Genomic DNA, 25,755 nt, shown 5'->3' with positions numbered 1-25,755 from the left:
CGTCACTTGCCGCGCAGTCGCGGGTGGATTGCGTTTTTCTTCCAGCTCAACACCGGGTCGATTTCCCGGATCTCGAGCGACAGGGCGAAATGCGGTGTCTCGAACAGCGCGGCAAGGTGCTCGCTCACCGCCGCGAAGACGGCCTCGCCGGTCCGCTTCTTCTCCTCCGCACTGCGCCCGGTTCCGATGCGAAACGACATGTCGAGGAAGGCGTTTTCCGGCAGCCTGTCGGCCACGGCGTAGGCCTCGGCGCGAAAAGCCCGCACCCGCACGGCACCGGTCTCGAACAGCCCGGTGTCCAGCACGGTGCGCAACACCAGCGCGCACAATTCGCCCATGTCGACCCTGGCATCGAGATTGGCCGAATACTCGATGGAGAAGTGAGGCACGGCGTTTCGCTCCCCGATCACTTGCCTTGTTGTAGTTAACGCGTTAATTACATGAGGCATCCGAGAAGTCAAGTCTTGCATCGGGCTTGGCGCAACGATACGGGATGGCAAGGACGGGCTTTTGGCGGGCGGAATCAGCTGAAGGAAGGCCTGTTTTTCGATCGCAAGCGACCGTGGGAGGCTCTTTTCCTTGCTGCCTGAAAACACCCGTCGTTCCCTGCCAATGGCGCTCCTGCACGCCCGCGAAGCGGTGATGGCGCGGTTTCGCCCGATGCTTGCGGCGCATGACGTGACCGAACAGCAATGGCGCGTGCTGCGTGTGCTGAGCGAAGCCGGCCCGGTCGAAGCGACGGAACTTGCCGATCGCGCATCGGTGCTGCCGCCCAGCCTGACGCGCATCATCAAGGCGCTCGAGGGACGCAAATTCATCACCCGCAACAAGGCTGAAGGCGATGGCCGCCGTGTCGTGCTGACCATCGCCCCGACTGGTTCCGCCCTGATCGATGCTCTCTCGCCCGAGCGTCGCGTCATCTATGACGAGATCGAACAGCGCTTTGGCCACGAGAAATTTGAGCAGTTGCTCGATCTCTTGGAAAGCCTCATCGACGGGGAGAGCTGAGGCTCTCCGGTTCGGGCGGCTTCGCCCTGCTCACCCGCCAAAGCTGCCAAGCCGGGTTGGCTGCATATAGTTGCGGTCGACATAGAGCAGCGCCGAGCCGCCGCTGCCGTGCCTGACATCGATGACGCGGCCGATCATGACGTTGTGCGTGCCGACGACGTGCACGGTCTCGATCTCGCAATCGAAGTTGACGATCGCATCCGACAGCGCCGGCGTGCCGGAGGTCAGCGTCTGCCAGCGCGCCGCCGAATAGCGCGCTTCCATGTCCCTGGTCGCGCCGGCGAACTTTCCCGCCAGATGCATGTGGTCATGGGTCAGCACGTTGACGCAGAAGCGCCGGTTGGACAGGAACATGGCGGCCTGCGTAGAGCGGCCGTTCATGCAGACGAGCAGCGTCGGCGGCTCGTCGGAGACACTGCACATGGCGGTGGCGGTGAAGCCGCCGCGTCCCGCTGGACCGTCGGTGGTGACGATGTTGACCGGCGCGCAGACCCTCGCCATGGCGTCGCGGAAATCGGCTTTCGAAATCTGCGTGGCCATCTGATTTCACTCAGCCGGCGAAGCAAGTGGATTGAGCCAGGTATCTCCGGTCCAGCCATTCTCGTCATAGTCGGCCATGCAGGTGTCGACCAGTTCCTCCATCGCCTTCAGCCGCCCACCGCGTTCGGCGCCCTTCAGCACCTGCAGCCGCACTTCTTCCGGCGCCCCGGCATAGTTGAGCTCGTAGAGCGCGTGGCGGCCACCGAACTCGGTGCCGGTTGCGTCCCACAACAGCTTCATGATCTTGATGCGCTCGATATGGCCCATGTCGTTGGAGCCGCGCACATATTGCGCGAGGTATTTGTCGATCTCGGGATTGTTGAAGTCGCGCACCGATGACGGCAGGTAGATCAGGCCAGAGGCGATCACCCGGCGCACGGTGTCGATGACGCGCGGATAGGCTTCCGACATGAAGGTCCGGTAGGCGAGCGCAGCCTCCAGATTGGGCAGCACCGCACCATTCGCCCACGGGATCGGGTTGTAGGCCATGGCATTGGAAAAGCTCCAGAACATGTGCCGCAGCGCGATGACCTCGCCAAGCGCTGCCTGGTTGCCGCGGAAGGCGTCGCCGCCGGTGGCGCGCAGCGCCTTCGCCAGCAGGCCGGCGAGGAAGTCGAGCTTGACGGCGAAACGCGTGCAGCCCTGGAAGCAGTAGCCATGCATGAAGCCGGAAGCCGGGTGGAACGACAGGATTTTCTGCGCGTCGCGCAGCACCAGCACATCCTCCCAGGGGATGAAGACATTGTCGAGCACCAGGATCGCGTCGTTCTCGTCGAAACGCGACGACAGCGGATAGTCGAAGGGTGCTGCCACCGTATTGGCCGTCTGCTCGTAGGAGACGCGGCAGAACATCTTTATCCCCGCCGCATTCATCGGCACGATGAACATCACCGACAGCGACGGATCCTCGGTCACCGTCGCCGATCCCTGGGCCAGGAAATTGTAGTGGGTCAGCGCCGAGGATGTCGCCACCACCTTGGCACCGGAGACATAGATGCCGGCATCGGTCTCCCTGGTGATGTGGACGAAGACGTCCTTCACCTGTTCGGCCGGCTTGTGGCGGTCGATCGGCGGGTTGACGATGGCGTGGTTCATGAACAGCGCCGCTTCCTGGGCTCTCTTGTGCCAGGACAGCGCATTGTCCTTGAACGGCCCATACCAGTCGGCATTGGCGCCGAGCGTGTTCATCAGCGCCGCCTTGTAGTCGGGCGTGCGCCCCATCCAGCCATAGGACATGCGGGACCACTCGGCGATTGCCGTCTGTTGGGCGACAAGCTCGGCGGCGGATTTGGCAACGCGGAAATATTTGTGGGTGTAGCCGCCTGACCCGGTGTCGGTCGGCGAGGTCAAAGCGTCGCGCTGTTTGGCATCGTGCAGGGCGTCGTAGAGGCGCGCCAGCGACCGCACCGAATTGCGCATCGCCGGGTGCGTGGTGACGTCGGCGATGCGTTCGCCGTTGATATAGACCTCGCGGCCGTCGCGCAGGCTCTCCAGATACTCGGCCCCGGTGAACGGGCGCCCCTTGTCGGCACGGAAGTCTTCTGACCGCATGATGTTCCTCCACTCAGCAGGCCAACCCTAGCGCCCCGGGCGTGGAACGGTTATGGACGGAACGGCAAAATCGATTGGACTTTTTCCGGCGCCATGGGCCAGAACTCCATCCCCGACTTCTTCGTCTACGGCGAGCCGGTGCGGCCGCTCGATGTCGGTTTCCTGCATGTCGAGACGGTGCTTGCCCGCAGCAACATCCATCTTGGCGAGGTAGCCGCGCACAAGCATCCGCAGATGGGTCAGATCACCTTCTGGACCAGCGGCTCCGGAACCTACCGCATCGAGGACCGGTCCTGGGACTTTTCAGCACCCGCCGTCAGCTTCGTGCCGAGCAATGTCGTGCATGGCTTCTCGATCGGTCCCGGCACCGACGCCATCGTCGTCTCGGTCGCCGATGATGCCCTCGCCGCCATTGCCGGTCACAGCTTGCTGCCGCTGGACCGTCCGGTCTTTGCCGACGGCTTGCCGCAGCATGCTACATGGAAAAGGCTGGCGCCGGTGCTGGACATGATCGCTGCCGAATACGCCGAGGCACAGGCCGGCAACGACAAGGTCCTGCCGGCGCTGATCGCCGTCGCGCTCTCCCACATTGCCCGCCTCGGTCCCGGCGCGACCGCCTCCGCAATGTCTTCCGAGGCTTCGCTGGCACTAGCCCTGCGTCGGCTCGTCGATGTGCATTTCCGCGACAACTGGCCGGTCGACCGCTATGTCGAGACTCTGGCCACGACACCGCATCTTCTCGACAAGGCCGCCCGCGCGGTGCTGGGCAGCGGCGTCAAGCGGGTCGTCAGCGAGCGGCGGCTGCTGGAGGCCAAACGGCTGCTGCTTTTCACCGTGCGCACGGTCGAGGACATCGCCTACGAAATCGGCTTCGACGACCCGGCGTACTTCTCAAGAGTTTTTCGCGCGCGGGTCGGCGAGGCCCCGGCAGCCTGGCGCCGGAAGCAGTTGCAAGAGCATTGATGTTTATGGATGCGGGCCACGCGGCCCGCATCCAGTTTCCGGCTAGCGCCCCTGCTGCTGGCGCGCTTCCCGTTTCTTGCGCCACGGCGTGTTGGCCTCCCAATCGCCGGCCATGATGCAGCCATAGGGCATGACCTCGTCGACGATCTCCGCCAGCCCGAAATGCTCGATCTGGCGGCGCATCGACGCGGCGTTCTTGTAGGCGCTCGGCAGCTCCGAAATATCCGTCACGCCGGAGAAGAAGCGGGCATCGATGCCCTTCGTCTCTTCCTCGAAGATATCCGCGTCGGTGCGCCCGGCCTGCATGCGCCGGTGCTGGGTGCGCGAAAAGTTGCGCCCGGCGCCGTGCGGCGAGAAGCCAAGTCCGTGCGCCGCATTCCTGCCGCGCACGATCAGCACCGGTTCCGCCATGTTGAGCGGGATCAGCGTCAGATCGGTCGCGTCGTCGGCCCAGTTATCGAAGGCCGGCGTGGCGCCCTTGCCGTGGTAGAACAACCCGTCCGAACGGCGGAAGACGAAGTTGTGCTCGTTCCAGAACCGGTCCGACACCTTCGCCGATAGACGCTCGGCCGTCAGGTCATGGATAAGCATGTGATTGCCCTTGGTCCATTCGCGGATCGTCTGCAGGGCGGCCCAATACTCATCACCTTCCCGCGTATCGGCGGGAATCCAGGCATTCTGCGGCAAGGTTTCCGGCGACAGCGTCTTGCGAACGCCCTCGGCGATCTTCATCCCCTTGTTGTACAGCCGCGCACCCGGCGAACGTGAGCCGTGGTGGGTGACCAGCGCCGTCTCGCCGCTCGACTTCAGCGTGCCGACATAGGCGAAATGGTTGCCGTCGCCCTGCGTGCCGAAATGCTCGATCGCAGCACTGGTCATGTCGCGCAGCAAAGAGTTGGTCTCGAAGCGCTCGAAGACCTCCTTGGCCGGCCGGATCTGCTGGCCGCGTGGGCGTCCGCCCGGCCCGAAATGGGTGACCGCGTGGACGGCATCGAGCAGCGTGGCCGGCGCCACACCCGGAAACACCGAGATCGCCATCGAGCAGCAGATGTCGGCCGAATGCATGCCGGGGTGGATGCCTTCCGACACCGCAACGCCGCCAACCGGAATGGTGCCCGACGGACCGGCCGGGCAGGCATCCGGCATGATGGCGCCGGCGCGGATCACCGGCGTGCGCATCAGCTCGGCCATGCTGCGCATGACCGCTTCGACATTGGCGGCCTCGTCAGGCGTTTCCGCCTCGATGTTCAGATGCAGCGGCATGGATCGAGCCGCATGCAGCGGCAGCGCAGGCGGCGGCGCGAAAGCGCGCGCGGCCTCCAGCGCGTCGCCCTGCGATCCGCCGCTCTCCAGCACCGCGTTGGCAGCGGCGAGCGCCTTGCCGAACCACTTGCCCTGCGGCATTCCGGCGTCGATCAAATCCTGTCCACTCAAAATCTCGGTCATGGCTTTCACTTTCAGTACAACTGATTTGGCAGCATTGCGTATTGCGGACGGACGACAAGGGAATGCGAGACATTTTTCCGCCACTTCGCGAAGATGCGAAGGAGGGACACGAACCCCCACGCCTTTCGGCACCCGCTTGCCTGTTTGGCGCAATTCCGGACGGAAAACCGTTTCACACGTTTCCTGGAATTGCTCGGCAGCGGGCTGCGTCTACCTGTAGTCTCGCAGGCATTCGTCCTTTCATTCGGTCTGGCGACAAGGATCGGCAAGACAATGACTGAGCTACTTTCCGTCCCTGTGGGATGGAAGGGATGATTTGAACACCCGACCTTCCGCAACCTTCGCCGCGGACGCTCTAATCCTGCCTGCATTCGCCATTCTTTTTCCTTCTCCAGGCGGGCGACAAGTCGATGCGAGAAACCGATCGATCAATGACCGACGGGTGGATTCGAACCACCAGATCCCAATGTATTCCCGCAGGCATTCGCTCTCTTCAATTGGCTGGCGACAAGAGGTGGCAAGACGGTGACTGCGCCACCCCGCTCCGTAGAGCGAGAGAGTGATTTGAACACCCGACCTCCCGCCTTTCGGCGGGCGCGCTACCTGTAGTCCTGCCTGCATTCGCCATTTCTTGAGCATGATCTCTGGACAAACGGAAACCGTTTGTCCGAGAAAACCGAATTCCAGTTTTCGGGATCAGGCTTTAGTCTGTCGCCGCGGCGACAAGAGATGATGAAACCCGGGAGTCCCGCTCGTGCCAGAGAGCGCTTGCGTGGTGAGGAGTCGAACCTCACGGAGCATCCCTTTTGTGCTGTAGTTCCATCCGGCATTCGCCGCGGCTATTTCTCGCAAGGTGTGACGACAAGTCTGTTGTGAAACGCGTCTCCCTGCTCTGTCCGCTGAGCTACGGAGCTGTCGCTCCGGCGGGGATCGAACCCGCGACCCGGAAGTTCTGTAGTTCCACTGGCATTCGTCACGCCTTGTGTTCAGTTCCTTTCTTCCTCGGATGCACCAAAGCCGCGCAAAGATCATCGGGCATGACGACAAGGTTTGACGAAACGTCCCGCTCTACCACTGAGCTACGGGTCCATAGTGGCGGACCCGACGGGATTCGAACCCGCGACCTGGAGGTGAACAGCCTGTAGTTCCATCGGCATTCGTCATGCCCTGATTGTCTTGTTAATGGTCCCGGCGGACGCGCCGCCGGGACCATTGTCAGAGTTCGACCGCCTCGATCCTGCGCACCCAATGGTCCGGGTCGCCGCTCGAGGACAGCAACGTCGCGATCACGTCAAAGACGCGGTCGGAGAAGCCACCGACATTCAGGATGTCGGCCTGCGGCTTGGCTTGCGTCGTCGCAAACGGCTGGATGTCGATGCAGACCAGCTTCGCTGCCGGGTTCAACACCTTCAGCTTGCTCCATTCCTGCATCGTCGCCGTGCCCTGATGCGCATGCGCTGACGCATCCACCCAGGACTGGTTGTCCGACACGAACACCACCAGGTCGACCGTCGCCTTCTCGCGGACCAGCCGTGCCAGCGGAGCTGAACAGTTGGTTCCGCCACCACCGATGGCGGCAAGGTTCGCGGCGTTGGTCATCACCGTGTCGCGAGCGTTGAGGCGGATATCCACCACATCGTTCTCGAACGGCAGGACCCTGGCCGTGGGATTGCGGCGCAGCAGCGCGGCGGCCACCAGGGCAGCCACATCGATGCAGCGGACGGCCGAAGTCGCACCCTTGCGGTACCCGGTCGCCGGCGAGGCCATGGAGCCCGAAACGTCCGGGCACACGACCACATTGCCGTTGATCCGGGGAACGTTGCCGAGCGCGATTTCCATCGCATCCTGCAGTGCGTCCCTGACCACGCCGGGCACGTTCGCATCGGTCATGGTGAACGCCACCATGAGCTGATACGGGAACACGCGGGCGCGCCGGATTTCCTCCGGATCACGCAGACGCGTCGCCAGCTTCTCCGCGAACCCGTCCACTTCGAACACGCCGTTGCGGGCGAAAGTGTTGAGGTTCTGCCGCAGCATCTGCCATCCGGCCGTCTCCGCGATCTGCACCCAATGCGCTGATGTCAGCGGCATCGAGGTCAGCATCTGGAACGGCACTTCAGGCACAGGCAGCGACGGATCGTGCTTGAACGCCTCGAATGCCCCGACCGCGTCCGGCAAGGCCGCGACGTCATGCGGCTTGCCGATCAGGTAGCCATAAAGCGCCTCACGCGACGCCGATTTCGGCTTCGGGTGAACCATCTTGATGACATCGGCCAGCGACGGATCGTTGCCGACCGCGGCCCGCATGATCTCGAAGTCGGCCGCCTGCTCGAGCCACACCTGGACAAGGCGCTTCGGCCGCGTGCCGAGCGACTTGCGCCCGGTGGCGCCGGAACGCATCACCTGCACGAAAGTGCGCAGCATCTTGCCGTTCCTGACGATGCGGCCGAACGCGCGGTTGAACTCGTCGCCCTGCATGCAGGACAGAACGGCCAGCAGGAACGCCGGCATGTCCTTCATGTAGCCCTGCTCGAAGGCGTGGACGGCGGTGCGCGCCAGGAATCCGGGCTCGACCTGCCAGGCGAGCCTCAGCATCTCGTCCAGCTGCTCACGCGGCTCGGCATAGAAGGTCGCGTTGAACGTTCCCGTCGCCGCCAGCTGCGCCAGAGCCTGATGGGGCGACAGGCGGTAAGCCCGAGCGCCTTCATGGTTCCGAACGTCAGCTGGCGGGAGCAGCTTTCCTGCAATCGTCGCAAACACGGATTTGTTCGCCATTGTTCTCATCCTTCATTTCACATCAGCATCATTACAAGCTGCGTGCCAGTTTGAAGGACGAGCGGGTTTCGATCCGCTCAATTCGGACCAATAACTTGATTTCATTGAGAAATAAAGATTCAGCACGAGAACTCCAGCCTCTGGCGCCGTTCAAGCGTGTGCCTGTATAGTGATCCCAGGATCTCGTACCTTATAGCACAGGATAAAATGAAAAGACGCGTTGCAATCGGTATCCTCGGCACGACGCTCGATGCCAGTGGGCGCGACGACCGCTGGAAGAAATGGCGGCCGACGGTGGCGCTGTGCCAGCAGCCGGGATTGTTCATCGATCGCTTGGAGCTCATCCATGACTTGCGGTCGCAGCGACTGGCCGCGCAGATTATTGCCGACATAGAACAGGTTTCGCCAGCAACCGAGGTCAGGTCGCACATCATCGGCATGAAGGATCCCTGGGATTTCAGCGAGGTCTATACCGAGCTTCGCGATTTCGCCCGCGCCTATGTGTTCGACCCCGAGAAGGAAGACTATCTCGTCAACATCACAACCGGCACCCATGTCGCCCAGATATGCTGGTTCCTGCTCACCGAGGCCCACTTCATTCCGGCACGGCTGCTTCAGCTCTCGCCGCGCAAGCCCGAGGGCAACGGCGAGGTTTCCGGCGGGCATTCGATCATCGATCTCGACCTGTCCCGCTACGACGCGATCGCCACCCGCTTTGCCGCCGAGCGCGACGAGGCGACGTCGTTTCTGAAATCGGGCATCGCCACTCGCAACCCGGCCTTCAACCAGATGATCGACCAGATCGAGAAGGTGACGATCCGCTCGCGCGCGCCGGTTTTGCTGACCGGCCCGACAGGGGCAGGCAAGTCGCAGCTTGCCAGGCGCATCTACGAACTCAAGAAGGCGCAGCGGCAGGTCTCCGGCGCCTTCATCGAGGTCAATTGCGCGACATTGCGCGGTGATCAGGCGATGTCGACGCTGTTCGGCCACGTCAAGGGCGCCTTCACCGGTGCCCAGAACGAGCGCGCTGGGCTGATGAAGTCGGCTAACAAGGGTGTACTGTTCCTCGACGAGATCGGCGAACTCGGCCTCGACGAACAGGCCATGTGCCTGCGCGCCATCGAGGAAAAGCGCTTCCTGCCGGTCGGCGCCGACCAGGACGTCATGTCTGATTTCCAGCTTCTCGCCGGTACCAATCGCGATCTTTCGATCGGCGTGAAGGAGGGCAAGTTCCGCGAGGATCTTTTCGCGCGGCTGAACCTGTGGACCTTCCAGCTGCCGGCGCTGCGCGACCGCAAGGAGGATATCGAGCCGAATCTCGACTTCGAACTGCGCCGGTTCAGCGAGCGCGAGGGCCAGAATGCAACCTTCAACAAGGAAGCGCGGGAACTCTATCTCAGGTTCGCCATCGCGCCGGAGGCGATGTGGCGGGCAAATTTCCGCGATCTCTCGGCGTCCGTCACTCGCATGGCGACGCTGGCGCCGCTCGGCCGCATCAACGAGGAGACCGTGCGTGACGAGATCGATCGTCTGACGGCCCTGTGGCGTGTTGGTGATGCCGACGACCGCGACGCCATTCTGCAGGAGCTCCTCGGTCCCGAGCGCCAAAGCCGGATCGACATGTTCGACCGGGCACAGCTTGCCACCGTGCTGGAGGTTTGCCGCGACAGCAATTCGATCAGCGCGGCCGGGCGAAAACTGTTCGCTGTCTCGCGGCTGCAAAAGACCAGCGGCAATGACGCCGACCGGCTGCGCAAATATCTCATGCGGTTCGACCTCAGCTTCGAGGACATCGCTCGGCGCTGATCGACACCGCGCACGACCGACCCGCTGCAGGCGTCATGCACTTTCCCGCTTGACTGACCCGCCGTACCGAATACGCTAGGACAAAATACCGGCTCTGATCGCCGGGCGGCAAGAATGCCTCGTATGCCTCGCCCCTCCGGCGCTGGCTGCGGGGCATTGTCATTTTTGGGGATTTGTTTGAAACGGCGTATCGAGATCGGCATCCTTTATTCCCGCTCGGGGAGCTATCAGCTCGTGTCCGATGCGTGCCGGATGGGCGCCATGCGCGCCATCGCCGACATCAACGCCGACCGCCGCTATGGCATCGAACTGGTGCCGGTCGAGCGCGATCCGCAAAGCAATGCGGACCGCTACGCGACGCTCTGCGAGGATATCTTCAAGACCAGCAGCGCGCGCCACGTGGTCGGCTGTGTCACCTCCTGGAGCCGCAAGGAGACGATCCCGGTGCTGGAGAAAGCGGGCGGCATGCTCTGGTACGCCTGCCCCTATGAGGGCTTCGAGGCCAACGAGCACGTCGTCTACATGCACGCCTGCCCCAACCAGCATCTGGTTCCGCTGATGGCTCATGTCGTGCCGCGCTTCGGCGCCAACGGCTTCCTGCTCGGGTCGAACTATATCTGGGGCTGGGAGATGAACCGCGTGGCGCGCGACCTGATCGCGGATGCCGGCGGCAAGGTCCTTGGCGAGCGCTATCTGCGCATCGGCGAGACCGATGTGTCGCGCCTGATCGCCGAAATCCGGGCGACACGGCCGAACTTCATCCTCAACAATTTGATCGGCACATCGTCCTACGCCTTCCTGGCGGCTTATCGCGGGCTGGCGGGAGAGGATCCGGCCTTCAGCCCCGAGGCCTGCCCGGTCATCTCCTGCAACCTCACCGAGGGCGAGCTGCCGGCGCTTGGCGTATCCGGGAAAGGGCATTTGTCGGTCGGGCCCTATTTCGCGCCGCGGCCGGCCGCCTTTGCCTCGTCCTTCGAGGCGTCCGCCTATGCCTCGGTGCAAGTGATGGCCGACGTGCTCTCGCACGATGCCGACGCCGGTCCGGCGGAATTTTCCAAGGCCTTCGCCGAACGGCGCTTTTCCACCCGGCTCGGGCCGATCGCCATCGACGCGCACTCCCAGCACGCGACGCTGCCGGTGATCATCGGGCGCATCGCGGACGGCTTCTTCGAGGTCGTCAGCCGCGAGGACGAGGTCGCGCCGGACCCTTATCTGTCGCGTTACGACCCGGCCAAGACCTTCGGTCGCCCGCGCCTGAGGGTGGTGTCGTGAGCAAGACGCCACGCATCCCCAATCTCGGTGGGGCCAGGGCCTTCGTCCTGCATCGCCCACATCCGACGGTGCAGGCGATCACCAGGCAATTGTCGGCCATCGGCCTCATCACGCTGGATTGCTGGCCCGAACTGCCGCCCGAGGCGCTCGCGGCAGATTTCGTCTTCTTCGACGCCGATCTCGGCTTCGACGAGCAATTCCCGTGGAAGCCGGGCGAGGCGCCGATGCCGCTGGTGGCGTTGATAGGCTCCGAAGCGCCCGGCCGCATCGAATGGTCGCTGTCGCACAAGGCCGACGCCCAGCTGCTGAAGCCGGTCGGCAATGCCGGTGTCTACAGCGCGCTGCTGATCGCGCGGCAGAGTTTCGAGGCGCGCAAACACCTGGCCAGCGAAATTGCCTCGCTTCGCCAGCGCGTCGCCGAGCGCCAGACCATCGTGCGCGCGGTGGCCGCGCTATCGAAGAGCACCGACGACGACCGCGCCTATGCGCAGCTGCGCTCGCTGGCGATGAGCTGGCAGATCAGCGTCGAGGACGCCGCGCGCCGGATCGTGGCCATGACGGAGGAGGAGGGCGGCGATGACCAGTCCCATCGCGCCTGATCTGCCGGCGGCCGGGCGCATGCCGGTCAAGCCGCGCGCCGGCGTCTGGCGCCGTCTGGCCAAACGCCGTCTGGCACTGCTCGGCCTGGTGATCGTCGCCATCGTCGTCGCCGGCGCCGTGCTCGCGCCGTGGCTGACCGGCTATGATCCCAACGAGCAGATGTTCGACGGCCTGACCATCGAGGGCTCGCCCTTGCCGCCGGATGCCAAATTCTGGCTCGGCACCGATCTGCTGGGCCGTGACCTCTTGACCCGCATCCTCTACGGTGCGCGCACCTCGCTGATCATCGGCATCGTCGCCAATGGCGTAGCGCTTTTCATCGGCACTTTGGTAGGCGTCACCGCAGGCTATTTCCGCGGCTGGATCGGCGGCGCGCTGATGCGCTTCACCGACCTGATGATGGCCTTTCCGGCATTGCTGCTCGCTATTTGCCTGGCGGCGGTGTTCGAGCCCAGCCTATGGATCGTCGCTATGGTCATCGCCCTGGTCAACTGGGTGCAGACCGCCCGCGTCATCTACACGGAGACCAGCTCGCTCGCCGAGCGCGAGTTCATCGACGCCGAGCGCACCATCGGGGCGAGCGCGCCACGCATCCTGTTTCGCCACATCCTACCGCATCTGCTGCCGACCATCATCGTCTGGGGCACGCTCGGCATCTCGACCACGGTGCTGTTAGAGGCGACGCTCTCCTTCCTCGGCATCGGCGTGCAGCCGCCGACCGCGTCATGGGGCAACATCATCTTCGAGAACCAGACCTACTTCCAGGCCGCACCCTGGCTGGTGTTCTTCCCCGGCGCCGCGATCCTGGCGCTAGCGCTGGCTTTCAACCTGATCGGCGATGCGCTGCGCGACATCCTCGATCCGACGCAAAGGGGCCGGGCATGATCGCCTATCTCGGTCGCCGCCTCATCCAGTCGCTGCTGATCCTGCTCGGCGTCTCGCTGATCACCTTCGCGCTGCTCTATCTCCTGCCCGCCGATCCGGTGCGCCAGATCGCCGGCCGCAGCGCCACGCCGCAGACGGTCGAGAACATCCGCCAGCAACTCGGCCTCGACCAGCCCTTCGTCGTCCAGTACTGGCGCTATCTGACCAAGCTCATCAGCGGCGATCTCGGCCGCTCCTACATCCAGCGCTCCGAGGTCACCGAGCTGATCGTCTCGCGACTGCCGGCAAGCCTGCTGCTGATGGTCGGCGCCATCCTGTGCGAGCTGCTGATCGGCCTGAGCATGGGCCTGATCGCCGCCGTCAAGCGCGGCACCGCCACCGACCAGACATTGATGGTCGCCTCCTTCGTCGGCGTCTCGGCGCCGCAATTCGTCGTCGGCCTTTTGCTGCTCTACGTTTTTGCCGTGCGGCTGAGCTGGTTTCCGATCGGCGGCTACGGCACCTGGCGCCATCTGGTGCTGCCGTCGCTGACCATGGGCATCCTTGGCGCCGGCTGGTACGCGCGCATGATGCGCTCGTCGATGATCGACGTGCTGCGTCAGGATTATGTGCGCACCGCGCGCGCCAAGGGTCTGGCGCGTCGCGCCATCATCTTTCGCCACGCGCTGCCCAACGCCATTCTGCCGGTCATCGCCATGATCGGTATCGACATCGGCATCTTCATGGGCGGCATCGTCGTGGTCGAAAGCGTGTTCGGCTGGCCCGGCATCGGCCAGCTCGCCTGGCAGGCCATCCAGCGCGTCGACATTCCGATCATCATGGGTGTCACGCTGGTGTCGGCCTTCGCCATCGTGCTCGGCAACCTGCTGGCCGACATCATCGCGCCCTTCATCGACCCCCGTATTAAACTCAGGTGAGCATCAAGCTCAGATGAAAACCCGGGACATCGCCAAAAACATGACCGAAACCGAACAGAGAAAGGGAACATAACAATGAAAAAGTTTCTGGCATCCACAGTAGCGGCATCGGCGTTGGCGCTGATGCTCGGCATGACAAGCGCACGCGCCGAAGACACCGTCGATCCGAACGCCAAGCAGGGCGGCGAAATCATTGCCACATACAAGGACGATGTTACCACGCTCGACCCGGCGATCGGCTATGACTGGCAGAACTGGTCGATGATCAAGAGCCTGTTCGACGGGCTGATGGACTACGAGCCTGGCACCACCAACCTGAAGCCCGATCTCGCCGAAAGCTACGAGATTTCGCCCGACGGCAAGACCTTCACCTTCAAGCTGCGCCATGGCGTGAAGTTCCACAATGGCCGCGAAATGACGGCCGACGATGTAAAGTACTCGCTCGACCGCGTCACCAATCCGAAGACGCAGAGCCCCGGCGCCGGCTTCTTCGGTTCGATCAAGGGCTATGACGATGTCGCCGCCGGCAAGGCCGAAAGCCTCTCCGGCGTCACCGTGGTCGACCCCTACACCGTCAAGTTCGAGCTGACCCGCCCGGACGCCACCTTCCTGCATGTCATGGCCATCAACTTCTCGCATGTCGTGCCGAAGGAGGAGGTCGAGAAATACGGCGCCGATTTCGGCAAGCACCCGGTCGGCACCGGCGCGTTCAAGCTCGCCGAGTGGACGCTCGGCCAGCGCATCGTCTTCGTGCGCAACCCGGATTATTGGCACAAGGGCCTACCGCATCTCGACAAGATCACTTTCGAGGTTGGCCAGGAGCCGATCGTGGCGCTGCTGCGCATGCAGAAAGGCGAGATCGACCTGCCCCTTGACGGCATTCCGCCGGCAAAATTCCAGGAAGTGATGGCCGATCCCGAGCAGAAGGCGCGCGTCGTCGAAGGCGGCCAATTGCACACTGGCTACATCACCATGAACACCACAATGCCGCCCTTCGACAATGTGAAGGTCAGGCAAGCCGTCAACATGGCGATCAACAAGGCGCGCATCGTCCAGATCATCAACAACCGCGCGGTGCCGGCCAACCAGCCGCTGCCGCCGTCGATGCCGGGCTACGACAAGGAGTTCAAGGGCTATCCCTATGACGTCGCCAAGGCCAAGGCGCTGCTTGCCGAGGCTGGTCATCCCGATGGCTTCGACACGCAATTGTTCGCCATGAACACCGATCCCAACCCGCGCATCGCCCAGGCGATCCAGCAGGATCTGGCGGCCGTCGGCATCAAGGCCAGCATCCAGGCACTGGCCCAGGCCAATGTCATCGCCGCCGGCGGCGACAAGGCCGGCGCGCCGATGATCTGGTCTGGCGGCATGGGCTGGATCGCTGATTTCCCCGATCCCTCGAACTTCTACGGCCCGATCCTCGGCTGCGCCGGTGCGGTGCCGGGTGGCTGGAACTGGTCCTGGTATTGCAACAAGGATCTCGACGCCAAGGCGGCCGAAGCCGACTCGATAACCGATCCGGCGAAGTCTGAAGAGCGCAACAAGATGTGGAGCGCCATCTACGACAAGATCATGGAAGACGCGCCCTGGGCGCCGGTCTTCAACGAGCAGCGCTTCACCATGAAATCCGCACGCATGGGCGGCGCCGACAACCTCTATGTCGACCCGGTCCATGTCTTCATCAACTACGACAATGTGTACGTAAAAGATGTGCAATAACTGCGACTACACCATCCACGGGCGCCATCACCATTTCGGCTGGGACAATTCGTTTGCCCCGGCCGAGCGGGTGGCGCCCGGCTCGACCATCGAGTTCCAGTGCCTCGATTCCTCCGGCGGCCAGTTGACGGTCGACAGCACGGTCGCCGACATCGCCAAGCTCGACTTCGGCCAGATCAATCCGGTCACCGGGCCGATCTTCGTCGAGGGTGCCGAGCCGGGTGACGCGCTGAAGGTGACGATCGAGCTGTTCAAACCGTCCGGCTTCGGCTGGACGGCGAACATCCCGGGTTTCGGCCTGCTCGCCGACGACTTCAAGGAGCCGGCGCTCAACATCTGGAAGTATGACGCCGCCTCGCTCGCGCCGGCGCTGTTCGGCAAAAATGCGCGCGTGCCGCTGAAACCGTTCGCCGGCACCATCGGCAATGCGCCGGCTGAGAAAGGTCACCACTCGGTGGTGCCGCCAAGGCGGGTCGGCGGCAATCTCGACATCCGCGATCTTGCCGCCGGCACGACGCTCTATTTGCCGGTCGAAGTGGCCGGTGCGCTGTTTTCGGTCGGCGATACCCATGCGGCGCAAGGCGATGGCGAGGTGTGCGGAACGGCGATCGAAAGCCCGATGGATGTCGTGCTCAAGCTCGACCTGGTCAAGGATGCCAGGCTGAAGACACCGCGCTTCACCACCTCGGGCCCGGTGACGCGCCATCTCGACGCCAAGGGTTATGAGGTGACGACCGGCATTGGTCCGGACCTGATGGCCGGCGCCAGGGAGGCGGTCGCGCAGATGGTCGACCTGCTCGCCGGCCGCTACAAGCTCGATCCCGTCGAGGCCTATATGCTGGCCTCGGTGTGCGGCGATCTCCGCATCAGCGAGATCGTCGACATGCCGAACTGGGTGGTGTCGTTCTACTTCCCGCGCTGCGTCTTCGAATGAACGCAGGCGCGGGCAAGAAGCAGGCCGGAGCAACCGCTCCGGCGACGGCGGGGCCGGTGCTCGACATCGCCGGCCTGTCGGTCAGCGTGCGCGGCGAGGACGGCGAGCGGGACGTCGTCTCCAACCTGTCGCTGACGCTGGCCCGTGGCGAAACACTCTGCATCGCCGGCGAATCCGGCTCCGGCAAGTCGATGACGGCGCTGGCGATCATGCAGCTTTTGCCGCAACCCGCCGCGCGCATATCTTCGGGGAAAATCCGTCTTCGTACCGGGGATCTGGGCGATACCGATCTGGCGACGCTCGACGAACGCCAGATGCGCCGCATTCGCGGCGACCGCATCGCCATGATTTTCCAGGAGCCGATGACCTCGCTCAATCCGGTGCTGTCGATCGGCCGGCAGCTCACCGAATCCATCGAGGCGCACACCAGCCTGTCACAGGCGCAGGCTCGCCAGCGCGCCATCGAGGCGCTGAAGGCGGTGCGCATCTCCGAAGCCGAAAGCCGGCTAAGGCAGTTTCCCCACGAGTTGTCTGGCGGCATGCGCCAGCGGGTGATGATCGCCATGGCGCTGGCGCTCGAACCCGACGTGCTGATCGCCGACGAGCCGACGACGGCGCTCGACGTCACCGTGCAAGGCGAAGTGCTGGAGTTGTTGCGTGATCTGCAGCGCCAGCACGGCACCAGCGTTATCCTCATCACTCACGACATGGGCGTGGTCGCCGAAATGGCCGATCGCGTCATCATCATGCGGCATGGCCGCATGGTCGAGGAAGGCACGACATCAGACATTTTCGCCAGGCCGCAGGCCGACTACACGCGCGAACTGCTGGCCGCCGTGCCGCGCATCGGCAGCGGTGCCGGCAGGCAGACATCCAGGAATGTCGAGACGACAGCACCGGCCAATGTCGCTGATGTCAACGATCTGCATGTTCGCTTCGATCTGCGCGGTGGTTTCTTCGGCCGGGTCAACCGCCGCGTCCATGCCGTTGAAGGCGTCAGCTTTTCGATCGCGCCCAACGAGACGCTGGCGCTGGTCGGCGAATCCGGTTGCGGCAAGTCGACCACCGCCAAGGCACTGGCCGGACTGGTGCCTTACAGCGGCGACGTCGTCATTGGCGGACGCAACCTGTCCGGGCTTGGCCGCGACGAGCGCAAGGCGGTGCGCCGCGACGTTCAGATGATCTTCCAGGACCCCTTCGCCTCGCTCGATCCGCGCATGCGCGTCGGCGACCTCGTCGCCGAGCCGCTTGTCATCCACGGCATCGCCTCGAAGGAAGAGCGCCGGGAGGGTGTGGCGGCGCTGTTCGAGCGTGTCGGCCTGTCGGCCGACCAGATGGAGCTCTATCCGCATGAATTCTCAGGCGGCCAGCGCCAGCGCGTCTGCATCGCCCGGGCGCTGGCGCTGCGGCCGAAGCTGATCATCGCCGACGAAAGCGTCTCGGCGCTCGACGTCTCGGTACAGGCGCGCGTGCTCGACCTGTTGAAGGAATTGCAGCGCGAATTCGGCGTCGCCTACCTGTTCATCTCGCACGACATGGCGGTGGTCGAGAACATTTCCGACCGCGTCGCCGTCATGTATCTCGGCCAGATCGTCGAGATGGGCACGCGCGACCAAGTCTTTTCCAACCCGCGCCACCCTTACACCAGACGCCTGATCGATGCCGTGCCGGTGCCCGATCCGGCGAAGCGAAGAAGCCGCTTCGCCCGCCTGGATCAGGAGATCCCGAGCGCCACCCGCAGGATCGGCGAGGCGCCGCTGAAACTGGCTCTAACGGATGTCGGCAACGGCCATCTCGTCGCCGCGGAGACCTGAGGCGTTATTGCCGGGCGAGGAGCACCCGTAAGCCTCTCACCGAGACTCCCGTCGCTCGAGACGACCTCGCCGTGCCGCAGGTCGCGGTTCACATGTTCGTGTTCCATCTCGGACTCCCGGCTGGCGTCATGCCACCAAGCGCGTCGCGTGGAAACGGGTTCGGTCGATGTGCCTTAAGCTCTTGTTTTTTATGCATGTCGTTGTCCCAAACCGCTGCGCGCTTTCGGGCGACATGCATTGGTCGGCGTTGCTGCCCATGCAGCGGCGGCACCGTCAGGAGCCGACCCGGCGAAGAAGGATTTGCAGGGGCTTCGAATATGAAATCCGCAATGGCCCTTGCCGTGCTTCCGCATCTTCCTCATGTTCAATTTTCTGGTGATCGATCGTGGAGGGCCGGTCGGCTTCATCGTGATGGGAGGAAGTAGACAATGAAGGCATGCTATCTCGTTTCTGCCGCGCTGCTTGCCGCGGCCGCGATCCCCGCCTCGGCCGCCGAAATTTCCGATGGCAAGGTCAAGATCGGCATCCTCAATGACCAATCGGGCGTCTATGCCGATTTCGGCGGCAAGTGGTCGGTCGAGGCAGCCAAGATGGCGGTGGAGGATTTCGGCGGCAAGGTGCAGGGAGCGCCGATCGAGGTCATCAGCGCCGACCACCAGAACAAGGCGGATATCGCCTCCAACATCGCGCGGCAGTGGTATGACACCGAACAGGTCGATGCCATCATGGAACTGACGACCTCCTCGGTGGCGCTCGCCGTCCAGGGGATTTCCAAGGAAAAGAAGAAAATCGATATCGTTACCGGTGCGGCGACCACGGATCTCACCGGCAAGCAGTGCTCGCCCTACGGCTTCCACTGGGCCTATGACACCCACTCGCAGGCAGTGGGAACTGGCGGCTCTCTCGTGCAGCAGGGCGGCGACAGCTGGTTCTTTGTCACCGTCGACTATGCATTCGGCTATTCTCTCAAGGATCAGACCACCAAGTTCGTCGAGGGTCACGGCGGCAAGGTATTGGGCGAAGTGCGTTATCCCTTGGGGTCGACCGATTACTCCTCCTTCCTCCTGCAGGCACAATCGTCGGGCGCCAAGGTCATCGGGTTGGCGAATGCCGGCCTCGATACCTCCAACTCCATCAAGCAGGCCGCCGAGTTCGGCATCGTGCAGGGCGGCCAGCGTCTGGCAGCACTTCTCTTCACGCTGGCCGAGGTGCATGGACTGGGCCTTCAGGCAGCGCAAGGCGTTGTGCTGACCGAGGGCTTCTACTGGGATCGCGATGACAAGAGCCGCGAATTCGCGCAGCGCTTTTTCAAGCGCACCAACCGCATGCCGAACATGATCCAGGCCGCGACGTATTCGGCGGTGACGCAGTACCTGAAGGCGATCGACAAGGCTGGCACCGACGAGACCGAGGCCGTCGCCAAGCAATTGCATTCGATGCCGGTGAACGACGTTTTTACGGCCAACGGCAAAGTGCAGTCCGACGGCAACATGGTCCACGACATGTATCTCTATCAGGTGAAGTCGCCCGCAGAGAGCACCAAGGAATGGGACTACTACAAATATCTCGCCACCATTCCCGGCAATGAGGCATTCCTGAGCGAGAAGGAAAGCGGCTGTCCAACGGCTGTCCAGTGATCGGCGCGGCTTATGGCGCCGCCTGATCTGAACGGGAACGAACCGCGGGTGGTGCTTTCCGCCCGCGGGTTGCGGCGCGACTTCGCCGGCTTCGTCGCCGTCAGAAACGTCGATCTCGATGTCCGCCATGGCAACATCCATGCATTGATCGGACCCAACGGCGCCGGCAAGACGACCGTTTTCAATCTGCTCACCAAGTTCCTGGCGCCGACCAACGGCAGGATCGAACTGCTTGGCCACGACATCACCCGCACGTCGCCGGCCAAGGTCGCGCGGATGGGTCTGGTGCGCTCGTTCCAGATATCGGCGATTTTTCCGCACCTCAGCGTGCTCGACAATGTGCGCGTCGCGCTGCAGCGGCCGGGCGGACTTGCCGTTCAGTTCTGGCGCTCGCTCGCGGCGCTCGATCGGCTGACGCCGCGCGCCGTGGAACTGCTGCGCTCGGTCGGTCTCGACGATGCCAGGAACAGGCTCGCCGGCGATCTTTCCTATGGCAGGAAACGCGTGCTCGAGATCGCCACCACCCTGGCGCTCGATCCGAAAGTGCTGCTGCTGGACGAGCCGATGGCCGGCATGGGGCATGAGGATGTCGGCACGGTTTCCGACCTCATCCGCTCGGTGGCCAAGGATCGCGCCGTGCTGATGGTCGAGCACAATCTGACTGTCGTGGCCGACCTTTGCGACTGGATAACGGTCATGCAGCGCGGCGAGGTCCTTGCGGCCGGCGACTACGCCACCGTCAGCCGCGACGAACGCGTGAAGGTCGCCTATATGGGCACCGCCGATGACTAGTGCCTCGCCTCTGCTTGCGGTCCGCGGCCTCAACGCCTGGTATGGCGAGAGCCATGCGCTGCATGGCGTCGATCTGGAGGTGTTTCGCGGCGAGACGGTCACGCTGCTGGGCCGCAACGGTGTCGGCAAGACGACGACGCTGCGCGCCATCATCGGGCTGATCCGCAAGCGAACCGGCCAGGTTGTTTTCGACGGCAAGGATCTGATGCGGCTGCCGCTGCACCGGACGGCGCATCAAGGCATCGGCTTCGTGCCGGAGGAGCGCGGCATCTTCGCCACGCTGACTGTCGACGAGAATTTGATCCTGCCGCCGGTCGTCGCAGAGGGCGGCATGAGCGTCGACGAAATATTCGATCTGTTCCCCAATCTCAAGGAGCGCCGCAACAGTCCCGGCACAAGGCTCTCGGGCGGCGAACAGCAGATGCTGGCAATCGCGCGCATGCTGAGAACCGGCGTGAAAATGCTGCTTCTCGACGAGCCGACGGAAGGTCTGGCTCCCGTCATCGTGCAGCGTATCGGCGAGTTGCTGGCGACGTTGAAAAAGCGCGGCATGACGATCCTGCTGGTCGAGCAGAATTTCCGGTTCGCCAGCCGTGTCGCCGACCGATTCTATCTGATGGAGCACGGCAAGGTCGTGGCCGGGTTTCCGACCGGCGAACTGGCGGACCGCATGACCCTGCTCCACGAAGTTCTGGGTGTATGATGACGATGATCTTCGGCATCCCCGTTCAGGCTTTGCTCGGCCAGTTGCTGGTCGGACTGATCAACGGCTCCTTCTACGCCATGCTGAGCCTGGGTCTGGCCGTCATATTCGGCTTGCTGCGCGTCATCAATTTCGCCCATGGCGCCCAGTATATGTTAGGCGCCTTCGTCGGCTATCTGCTTCTCACGCATCTCGGCATTGGCTACTGGCCCGCATTGATCCTTTCACCGCTGATCGTCGGCGTTTTCGGCATCGTGGTCGAGCGCTTGGCGCTGTCGAGACTGTATGATCTCGATCCGCTCTACGGCCTGCTCTTCACCTTCGGCCTCGCGCTCGTGCTCGAAGGCGTATTCCGCTATTATTACGGCGTGTCGGGAAATCCTTACACGGTGCCGCCGCTGCTTTCCGGGGGCACCAATCTCGGCTTCATGTTTCTGCCCAATTACCGCGGCTGGGTCGTGGTCGCCTCGCTGATCGTCTGCTTCGGCACCTGGGCGCTGATCGAAAAGACCAGGCTGGGTTCCTACCTGCGCGCGGCAACCGAGAATCCCCGTCTCGTCCAGGCTTTCGGCGTCAACGTGCCGTTGCTGCTGACCCTTACCTACGGTCTGGGCTCTGCCCTTGCCGGGCTGGCCGGAATTCTGGCCGCGCCAATCTACCAGGTGAGCCCGCTGATGGGATCGGATCTCATCATCGTCGTCTTCGCGGTCGTCGTGGTCGGCGGCATGGGCTCGATCCTTGGCGCGATCGTCACCGGCTACATGCTCGGCCTTGCCGAAGGCCTGACCAAGGTCTTCTACCCCGAGGCCTCCAACCTCGTGGTCTTCGTCATCATGGCCATCGTGCTGCTGGTCCGGCCGGCCGGCCTGTTCGGGAGGGACGCCTGACATGGCCGAACTGACGCTTCGCGAGACGCCTGCCAGGACCTCGGCACGGCTCGAATGGACGCTGGTCGGGCTTGGCATCCTGGCGCTGCTGGTGGCGCCTTTCCTGGTCTACCCGATCTTCCTGATGAAAATGCTGTGCTTCGCGCTGTTCGCCTGCGCGTTCAATCTTCTGCTCGGTTACACCGGGCTCCTGTCGTTTGGCCACGCCACCTTCTTTGGCGGCGCCGCCTATTTCACCGCGCATGCCATCAAGGTCTGGGGCTGGCCGCCGGAGGCGGGTATCCTGCTCGGCATGGCGGGCGCGGCACTGCTCGGCCTGGTCATGGGCTTTTTCGCCATTCGCCGGCAAGGCATCTATTTCGCCATGATCACGCTGGCGCTATCACAGATGTTCTTCTTCTTCTGCGTTCAGGCGCCCTTCACCGAAGGCGAGGATGGCATTCAAGGTGTGCCGCGCGGCATCCTGCTTGGCTTCCTCGACCTGAACGTCTCGATGAACATGTACTATTTCGTGCTGGCAGTGTTCCTGATCGGCGTCTTCGCCATCTGGCGCATCGTCAATTCGCCCTTCGGCATGATCCTGCGCTCGATCCGGGAAAACGAGAATCGCGCCATTTCGCTGGGCTATTCCGTCGCCAACTACAAGCTGGGAGCCTTCGTCATGTCGGCGACACTGGCCGGGCTGGCCGGCGCGCTCAAGGCGATCGTTTTCCAGTTTGCCACGCTCACCGACGTCACCTGGCAGATGTCCGGCGAGGTTATCCTGATGACGCTTCTTGGCGGCATCGGAACCATGGTCGGGCCGATCATCGGCGCGAGCCTGGTCGTCGGGCTGGAAAACACGCTTGCCACCTCCGGTTTTCCGGTGACCATCGCCACCGGGTTGATCTTCATGGTGTGCGTGCTGATTTTCCGGCGCGGCATTGTCGGCGAACTTTACGCGCGGCTTCTCAAGCCGGCGAAGGACTGATGGCAATAGCTCCGGCGGCTCAGGAATAGCAGCCGCGCTCCACTGCCAGCCGGCGCACCAGCGTCAGCACGGCATCGATGGTGGGGGTCGGCTTGTCCGTTAGCCGGCCAAGTTCCTGCACGGCCGTCACCAGCGCGTCGATCTCCATCGGCCGGCCGCGCTCCAGATCCTGCAGCATCGAGGTCTTGTGCTCGCCGACATCGCCTGCGCCCTTGATGCGGCGGTCGACGGCGATGGGAAAGCGGACGCCGAGGCTTTCGCCGATCGCCTGTGCCTCCAGCATCATGGTGCGGGCAAGCGTGCGGGTGCCGTCATCGGCGACGATCGCCGCCAGCGTGCTGCCGGTCAGCGCCGAGATTGGGTTGAAGGAAAGATTGCCCCACAGCTTGACCCAGATTTCGCTGCGGATGTCGTCGCGAACCGGAACCTGCAGCCCGGCCTTGACCATCTCCTCGGCCAGCTGCGTGACCCGTTCGCTGCGCTCGCCGGAGGGTTCGCCGAGCGAGAAGCGTTTGCCCTCGACATGGCGGATGAGGCCGGGTGCGTCGACTTCGACGGCGGGATAGACCACCGAGCCAATAACGCGTTCCGGCCCGATCCGCTCCCAGATCTTGCCGCCGGGGTCCACCGCGTTCAACCTGGTGCCTTCGAGCGGCCCGCCGACCTCATGGAAATACCACCACGGCACGCCGTTCTGCATGGTGACGACGGCGGTGTCCTGCCCGAGCAGCGGTGTAATCTGGTCAAGCGCAGGGGTGAGGGAATGAGCCTTCAGCGCCAGTACCACATAGTCCTGGGCGCCAAGCTCCTCGGCTTTCGCGGCGGCCCGGACGGGAGCCAGCAATTCCTGGCCGTCTTCGATCAGGCGCAGGCCATCTGCCTTGATCGCGTCCAGATGCGCACCGCGCGCGACGATCGAGAGCTCGGTCCGGCCGGCCACGGCAAGCTTGGCGGCGAGATAGCCGCCGATCGCGCCCGCGCCAAAGATGGTGATCTTCATCGTCAAAGTCCGAGTTTGGCGGCAAGCCCGATGCGCTGCAATTTGCCGGTCGCGCCCTTAGGGATCTCATCCAGAATCAGGATCTTGCGCGGCACCTTGAAGTCGGCGAGCCGCGTCGCGGCATAGATGCGAATGTCGCTCTCATTGGCGGCCATGCCTTCGCGCAGCACCACCGCCGCCGCCACTTCCTCGCCAAGCTTGTCATGCGGCATGGCGAAGGTGACGACCTGAGCCACTGCGGGATGATCCATCAGCACGTCGTCGACCTCGAGCGGCGAGATTTTTTCGCCGCCGCGGTTGATGATCTCCTTCAGCCGGCCGGTCACCCGCAAATAGCCGTCCTCGTCGAGCACGCCTTGGTCGCCGGTGTGGAACCAGCCATGTGCGAAGGCCGTGGCATTGGCATCCGGGTTCTTCTCGTAGCCTGCCGTGACATTGGGTCCGCGAATGACGATCTCGCCGGTCTCGCCCGCACTGAGCAGTCGCCCGTCAGGCGCCATCACCGTCACCTCCGGTCCGGCGGAGGCGCCCACGCTGCCCGGCTTGCGCTGGCCCGGCGGCAGCCGGTTCGACGCCATCTGGTGCGCTGCCTCGGTCATCCCATAGGATTCGATCACCGGACAGCCGAAGGTCGCCTCCAGCTCGGCCATCACCTGCGCCGGCAGCGACGCCGAGGACGAGCGGATGAAGCGCAGGCGCGCTGCCGCCAGCGCCTCGGCATTGCGTGCCGCCCGCGGCAGGATCGCCTGGTGCATGGTCGGCACCGCCGTGTACCAGCTTGGCCGCGCCTCGCTCAGCCACTGGAAGAAGCGCAGCGCGTTGAAGCCCGGCGTGCAGTAGATGCTGCCGCCGGCGGCCAAGGAGGAGAGCACGGCCGCGATCAGGCCGTGAATGTGGAACAGCGGCATGATGTTGAGGCAGCGGTCATCGGCCGTCAGGCCGAGCGTCGCGCCGATGTGGGCCGCCGAGGCCGCGATGTTGGCGTGGCTGAGCGGCACCAGCTTGGGCCGCGACGTGGTGCCGGAAGTATGCAGCAAAAGCGCGATGTCGCCGTCCTGCGCCGTGTCAGAAGCGGCCTGCGGGCCGATCGCCGCGCCCTCGATGGTAAAGCTTCCGGCCGGCGCGCCAGGCAAGGCGACAAGCCGGAGTACGCCAATGCCGAGCCGTTCGGCGACCGCCACTGCGGGTCCGGTTTCGCCTTCTGCAACGAGGATCGCCTTGGCGCCGATATCGGTCAGGTAGAAATCGAGCTCGTCCGCGCGGTAGGCGGGATTGAGCGGCGCCGTCGACGCCGCGGCCGCAACCGCGACGAAGGCGGTGGCCATCTCCGGCCCGTTGGGCAGCACGATGGCCACCCTGTCGCCACGGCCAATGCCGCGCGCATGCAGCGCAGCCGCCGTGGTGGCGATCAAGTCGCGCAGTCCGCCATGCGTCAGCGTGGATCTTTCGGGCGCCGAAATCGCCGGCGCATTGTCGGCGCCGGCGGCAAGCGGGCGCGAAAGCCCAGGAGAGTTTCCGATACTGGTCATGATTACC

General features: G+C 63.9%; 22 protein-coding genes. 15 read left to right on the top strand and 7 right to left on the bottom strand.

Going from position 1 to position 25,755, the window contains the following annotated elements; translation table 11 throughout:
- Positions 1 to 2 precede the first annotated feature (2 nt).
- Entirely contained in the window at positions 3 to 389 is a 387-nt protein-coding gene (locus tag ACFSOZ_RS33135) for a 5-carboxymethyl-2-hydroxymuconate Delta-isomerase (RefSeq protein WP_379105141.1), read from the bottom strand.
- 223 nt (positions 390 to 612) lie between these two features.
- Between ACFSOZ_RS33135 and hpaR the strand changes: the two genes are divergently transcribed.
- Positions 613 to 1,008, top strand: a complete 396-nt coding sequence (gene hpaR / locus ACFSOZ_RS33130) for a homoprotocatechuate degradation operon regulator HpaR (protein WP_379105211.1) — start codon at positions 613 to 615, stop codon at positions 1,006 to 1,008.
- Positions 1,009 to 1,038: 30 nt separating this feature from the next.
- Here the strand turns inward: hpaR and ACFSOZ_RS33125 are convergent, their stop codons facing one another.
- Positions 1,039 to 1,548 (bottom strand): flavin reductase, encoded by a 510-nt coding sequence (locus ACFSOZ_RS33125; RefSeq protein ID WP_379105139.1) that lies wholly within the window; start codon positions 1,546 to 1,548, stop codon positions 1,039 to 1,041.
- Positions 1,549 to 1,554: 6 nt separating this feature from the next.
- Entirely contained in the window at positions 1,555 to 3,099 is a 1,545-nt protein-coding gene (locus ACFSOZ_RS33120; protein WP_379105138.1) for a 4-hydroxyphenylacetate 3-hydroxylase N-terminal domain-containing protein, read from the bottom strand.
- Between the two features lie 93 nt (positions 3,100 to 3,192).
- On the opposite strand from ACFSOZ_RS33120, the gene ACFSOZ_RS33115 reads away from it, so the two are divergent.
- Positions 3,193 to 4,062: a helix-turn-helix domain-containing protein gene (locus ACFSOZ_RS33115; protein ID WP_379105136.1), complete on the top strand. Its 870-nt coding sequence runs from the start codon at positions 3,193 to 3,195 to the stop codon at positions 4,060 to 4,062.
- Positions 4,063 to 4,104: 42 nt separating this feature from the next.
- Here the strand turns inward: ACFSOZ_RS33115 and ACFSOZ_RS33110 are convergent, their stop codons facing one another.
- Both ACFSOZ_RS33110 and ACFSOZ_RS33105 read right to left on the bottom strand, forming a co-directional pair.
- Positions 4,105 to 5,508, bottom strand: coding sequence for an RtcB family protein (locus tag ACFSOZ_RS33110; protein ID WP_379105134.1), 1,404 nt, complete (start codon positions 5,506 to 5,508; stop codon positions 4,105 to 4,107).
- A gap of 1,215 nt (positions 5,509 to 6,723) precedes the next feature.
- Positions 6,724 to 8,283 (bottom strand): vWA domain-containing protein, encoded by a 1,560-nt coding sequence (locus ACFSOZ_RS33105; RefSeq protein WP_379105132.1) that lies wholly within the window; start codon positions 8,281 to 8,283, stop codon positions 6,724 to 6,726.
- A gap of 207 nt (positions 8,284 to 8,490) precedes the next feature.
- Between ACFSOZ_RS33105 and rtcR the strand changes: the two genes are divergently transcribed.
- From rtcR to ACFSOZ_RS33040, 13 genes are all read left to right on the top strand, one after another.
- The gene (gene rtcR, locus ACFSOZ_RS33100) at positions 8,491 to 10,089 is read left to right on the top strand and encodes an RNA repair transcriptional activator RtcR (protein ID WP_379105130.1); all 1,599 of its coding nucleotides are present in this window, start codon (positions 8,491 to 8,493) and stop codon (positions 10,087 to 10,089) included.
- Positions 10,090 to 10,266: 177 nt separating this feature from the next.
- On the top strand, positions 10,267 to 11,361 hold the full coding sequence (locus ACFSOZ_RS33095; protein WP_379105128.1) for a transporter substrate-binding protein: 1,095 nt from the start codon (positions 10,267 to 10,269) through the stop codon (positions 11,359 to 11,361).
- Entirely contained in the window at positions 11,358 to 11,960 is a 603-nt protein-coding gene (locus tag ACFSOZ_RS33090; protein ID WP_379105126.1) for an ANTAR domain-containing response regulator, read from the top strand. Before ACFSOZ_RS33095 ends, ACFSOZ_RS33090 begins: the two co-directional genes overlap by 4 nt.
- A 19-nt stretch (positions 11,961 to 11,979) precedes the next feature.
- Complete coding sequence (locus ACFSOZ_RS33085; RefSeq protein WP_379105209.1) at positions 11,980 to 12,846, top strand: ABC transporter permease; 867 nt, start codon at positions 11,980 to 11,982, stop codon at positions 12,844 to 12,846.
- Positions 12,843 to 13,763, top strand: a complete 921-nt coding sequence (locus ACFSOZ_RS33080) for an ABC transporter permease (protein WP_379105125.1) — start codon at positions 12,843 to 12,845, stop codon at positions 13,761 to 13,763. Before ACFSOZ_RS33085 ends, ACFSOZ_RS33080 begins: the two co-directional genes overlap by 4 nt.
- Positions 13,764 to 13,838: 75 nt before the next feature.
- Positions 13,839 to 15,482: an ABC transporter substrate-binding protein gene (locus ACFSOZ_RS33075; protein WP_379105123.1), complete on the top strand. Its 1,644-nt coding sequence runs from the start codon at positions 13,839 to 13,841 to the stop codon at positions 15,480 to 15,482.
- Positions 15,472 to 16,416: an acetamidase/formamidase family protein gene (locus ACFSOZ_RS33070; RefSeq protein WP_379105121.1), complete on the top strand. Its 945-nt coding sequence runs from the start codon at positions 15,472 to 15,474 to the stop codon at positions 16,414 to 16,416. Before ACFSOZ_RS33075 ends, ACFSOZ_RS33070 begins: the two co-directional genes overlap by 11 nt.
- A complete protein-coding gene (locus tag ACFSOZ_RS33065; protein WP_379105119.1) occupies positions 16,413 to 18,230 on the top strand; it encodes an ABC transporter ATP-binding protein in 1,818 nt (605 codons plus the stop codon). Before ACFSOZ_RS33070 ends, ACFSOZ_RS33065 begins: the two co-directional genes overlap by 4 nt.
- A gap of 428 nt (positions 18,231 to 18,658) precedes the next feature.
- Positions 18,659 to 19,867, top strand: a complete 1,209-nt coding sequence (locus ACFSOZ_RS33060; protein WP_379105117.1) for an ABC transporter substrate-binding protein — start codon at positions 18,659 to 18,661, stop codon at positions 19,865 to 19,867.
- 12 nt (positions 19,868 to 19,879) lie between these two features.
- Positions 19,880 to 20,659: an ABC transporter ATP-binding protein gene (locus ACFSOZ_RS33055; protein ID WP_379105115.1), complete on the top strand. Its 780-nt coding sequence runs from the start codon at positions 19,880 to 19,882 to the stop codon at positions 20,657 to 20,659.
- Positions 20,652 to 21,362, top strand: coding sequence for an ABC transporter ATP-binding protein (locus ACFSOZ_RS33050; RefSeq protein ID WP_379105113.1), 711 nt, complete (start codon positions 20,652 to 20,654; stop codon positions 21,360 to 21,362). Before ACFSOZ_RS33055 ends, ACFSOZ_RS33050 begins: the two co-directional genes overlap by 8 nt.
- A complete protein-coding gene (locus ACFSOZ_RS33045) occupies positions 21,362 to 22,249 on the top strand; it encodes a branched-chain amino acid ABC transporter permease (RefSeq protein ID WP_379105207.1) in 888 nt (295 codons plus the stop codon). Before ACFSOZ_RS33050 ends, ACFSOZ_RS33045 begins: the two co-directional genes overlap by 1 nt.
- Before the next feature lies 1 nt (position 22,250).
- On the top strand, positions 22,251 to 23,219 hold the full coding sequence (locus tag ACFSOZ_RS33040; RefSeq protein ID WP_379105111.1) for a branched-chain amino acid ABC transporter permease: 969 nt from the start codon (positions 22,251 to 22,253) through the stop codon (positions 23,217 to 23,219).
- Positions 23,220 to 23,238: 19 nt separating this feature from the next.
- Here the strand turns inward: ACFSOZ_RS33040 and ACFSOZ_RS33035 are convergent, their stop codons facing one another.
- Complete coding sequence (locus tag ACFSOZ_RS33035) at positions 23,239 to 24,219, bottom strand: 2-dehydropantoate 2-reductase (protein ID WP_379105109.1); 981 nt, start codon at positions 24,217 to 24,219, stop codon at positions 23,239 to 23,241.
- Between the two features lie 2 nt (positions 24,220 to 24,221).
- The gene (locus ACFSOZ_RS33030) at positions 24,222 to 25,748 is read right to left on the bottom strand and encodes an acyl--CoA ligase (protein ID WP_379105107.1); all 1,527 of its coding nucleotides are present in this window, start codon (positions 25,746 to 25,748) and stop codon (positions 24,222 to 24,224) included.
- Positions 25,749 to 25,755: the final 7 nt, after the last annotated feature.

The organism is Mesorhizobium newzealandense, from assembly GCF_042682145.1.
Lineage (GTDB): Bacteria > Pseudomonadota > Alphaproteobacteria > Rhizobiales > Rhizobiaceae > Mesorhizobium > Mesorhizobium newzealandense.
Note: the sequence above shows the minus strand (reverse complement) of the source record. Positions and strands in the feature narration are given on the sequence as shown.

Excerpts from the sequence above, each read along its gene's own strand:
- ACFSOZ_RS33065 (WP_379105119.1), top strand. The coding sequence starts at position 16,413 with ATGAACGCAGGCGCGGGCAAGAAGCAGGCCGGAGCAACCGCTCCGGCG.
- ACFSOZ_RS33055 (WP_379105115.1), top strand. The coding sequence starts at position 19,880 with ATGGCGCCGCCTGATCTGAACGGGAACGAACCGCGGGTGGTGCTTTCC.
- ACFSOZ_RS33105 (WP_379105132.1), bottom strand. The coding sequence starts at position 8,283 with ATGGCGAACAAATCCGTGTTTGCGACGATTGCAGGAAAGCTGCTCCCG.
- ACFSOZ_RS33110 (WP_379105134.1), bottom strand. The coding sequence starts at position 5,508 with ATGACCGAGATTTTGAGTGGACAGGATTTGATCGACGCCGGAATGCCG.
- ACFSOZ_RS33125 (WP_379105139.1), bottom strand. The coding sequence starts at position 1,548 with ATGGCCACGCAGATTTCGAAAGCCGATTTCCGCGACGCCATGGCGAGG.
- ACFSOZ_RS33120 (WP_379105138.1), bottom strand. The coding sequence starts at position 3,099 with ATGCGGTCAGAAGACTTCCGTGCCGACAAGGGGCGCCCGTTCACCGGG.
- ACFSOZ_RS33050 (WP_379105113.1), top strand. The coding sequence starts at position 20,652 with ATGACTAGTGCCTCGCCTCTGCTTGCGGTCCGCGGCCTCAACGCCTGG.
- hpaR (WP_379105211.1), top strand. The coding sequence starts at position 613 with ATGGCGCTCCTGCACGCCCGCGAAGCGGTGATGGCGCGGTTTCGCCCG.
- ACFSOZ_RS33060 (WP_379105117.1), top strand. The coding sequence starts at position 18,659 with ATGAAGGCATGCTATCTCGTTTCTGCCGCGCTGCTTGCCGCGGCCGCG.
- ACFSOZ_RS33030 (WP_379105107.1), bottom strand. The coding sequence starts at position 25,748 with ATGACCAGTATCGGAAACTCTCCTGGGCTTTCGCGCCCGCTTGCCGCC.
- ACFSOZ_RS33115 (WP_379105136.1), top strand. The coding sequence starts at position 3,193 with ATGGGCCAGAACTCCATCCCCGACTTCTTCGTCTACGGCGAGCCGGTG.
- ACFSOZ_RS33040 (WP_379105111.1), top strand. The coding sequence starts at position 22,251 with ATGGCCGAACTGACGCTTCGCGAGACGCCTGCCAGGACCTCGGCACGG.
- ACFSOZ_RS33080 (WP_379105125.1), top strand. The coding sequence starts at position 12,843 with ATGATCGCCTATCTCGGTCGCCGCCTCATCCAGTCGCTGCTGATCCTG.
- rtcR (WP_379105130.1), top strand. The coding sequence starts at position 8,491 with ATGAAAAGACGCGTTGCAATCGGTATCCTCGGCACGACGCTCGATGCC.
- ACFSOZ_RS33035 (WP_379105109.1), bottom strand. The coding sequence starts at position 24,219 with ATGAAGATCACCATCTTTGGCGCGGGCGCGATCGGCGGCTATCTCGCC.
- ACFSOZ_RS33070 (WP_379105121.1), top strand. The coding sequence starts at position 15,472 with ATGTGCAATAACTGCGACTACACCATCCACGGGCGCCATCACCATTTC.
- ACFSOZ_RS33045 (WP_379105207.1), top strand. The coding sequence starts at position 21,362 with ATGACGATGATCTTCGGCATCCCCGTTCAGGCTTTGCTCGGCCAGTTG.
- ACFSOZ_RS33085 (WP_379105209.1), top strand. The coding sequence starts at position 11,980 with ATGCCGGTCAAGCCGCGCGCCGGCGTCTGGCGCCGTCTGGCCAAACGC.
- ACFSOZ_RS33075 (WP_379105123.1), top strand. The coding sequence starts at position 13,839 with ATGAAAAAGTTTCTGGCATCCACAGTAGCGGCATCGGCGTTGGCGCTG.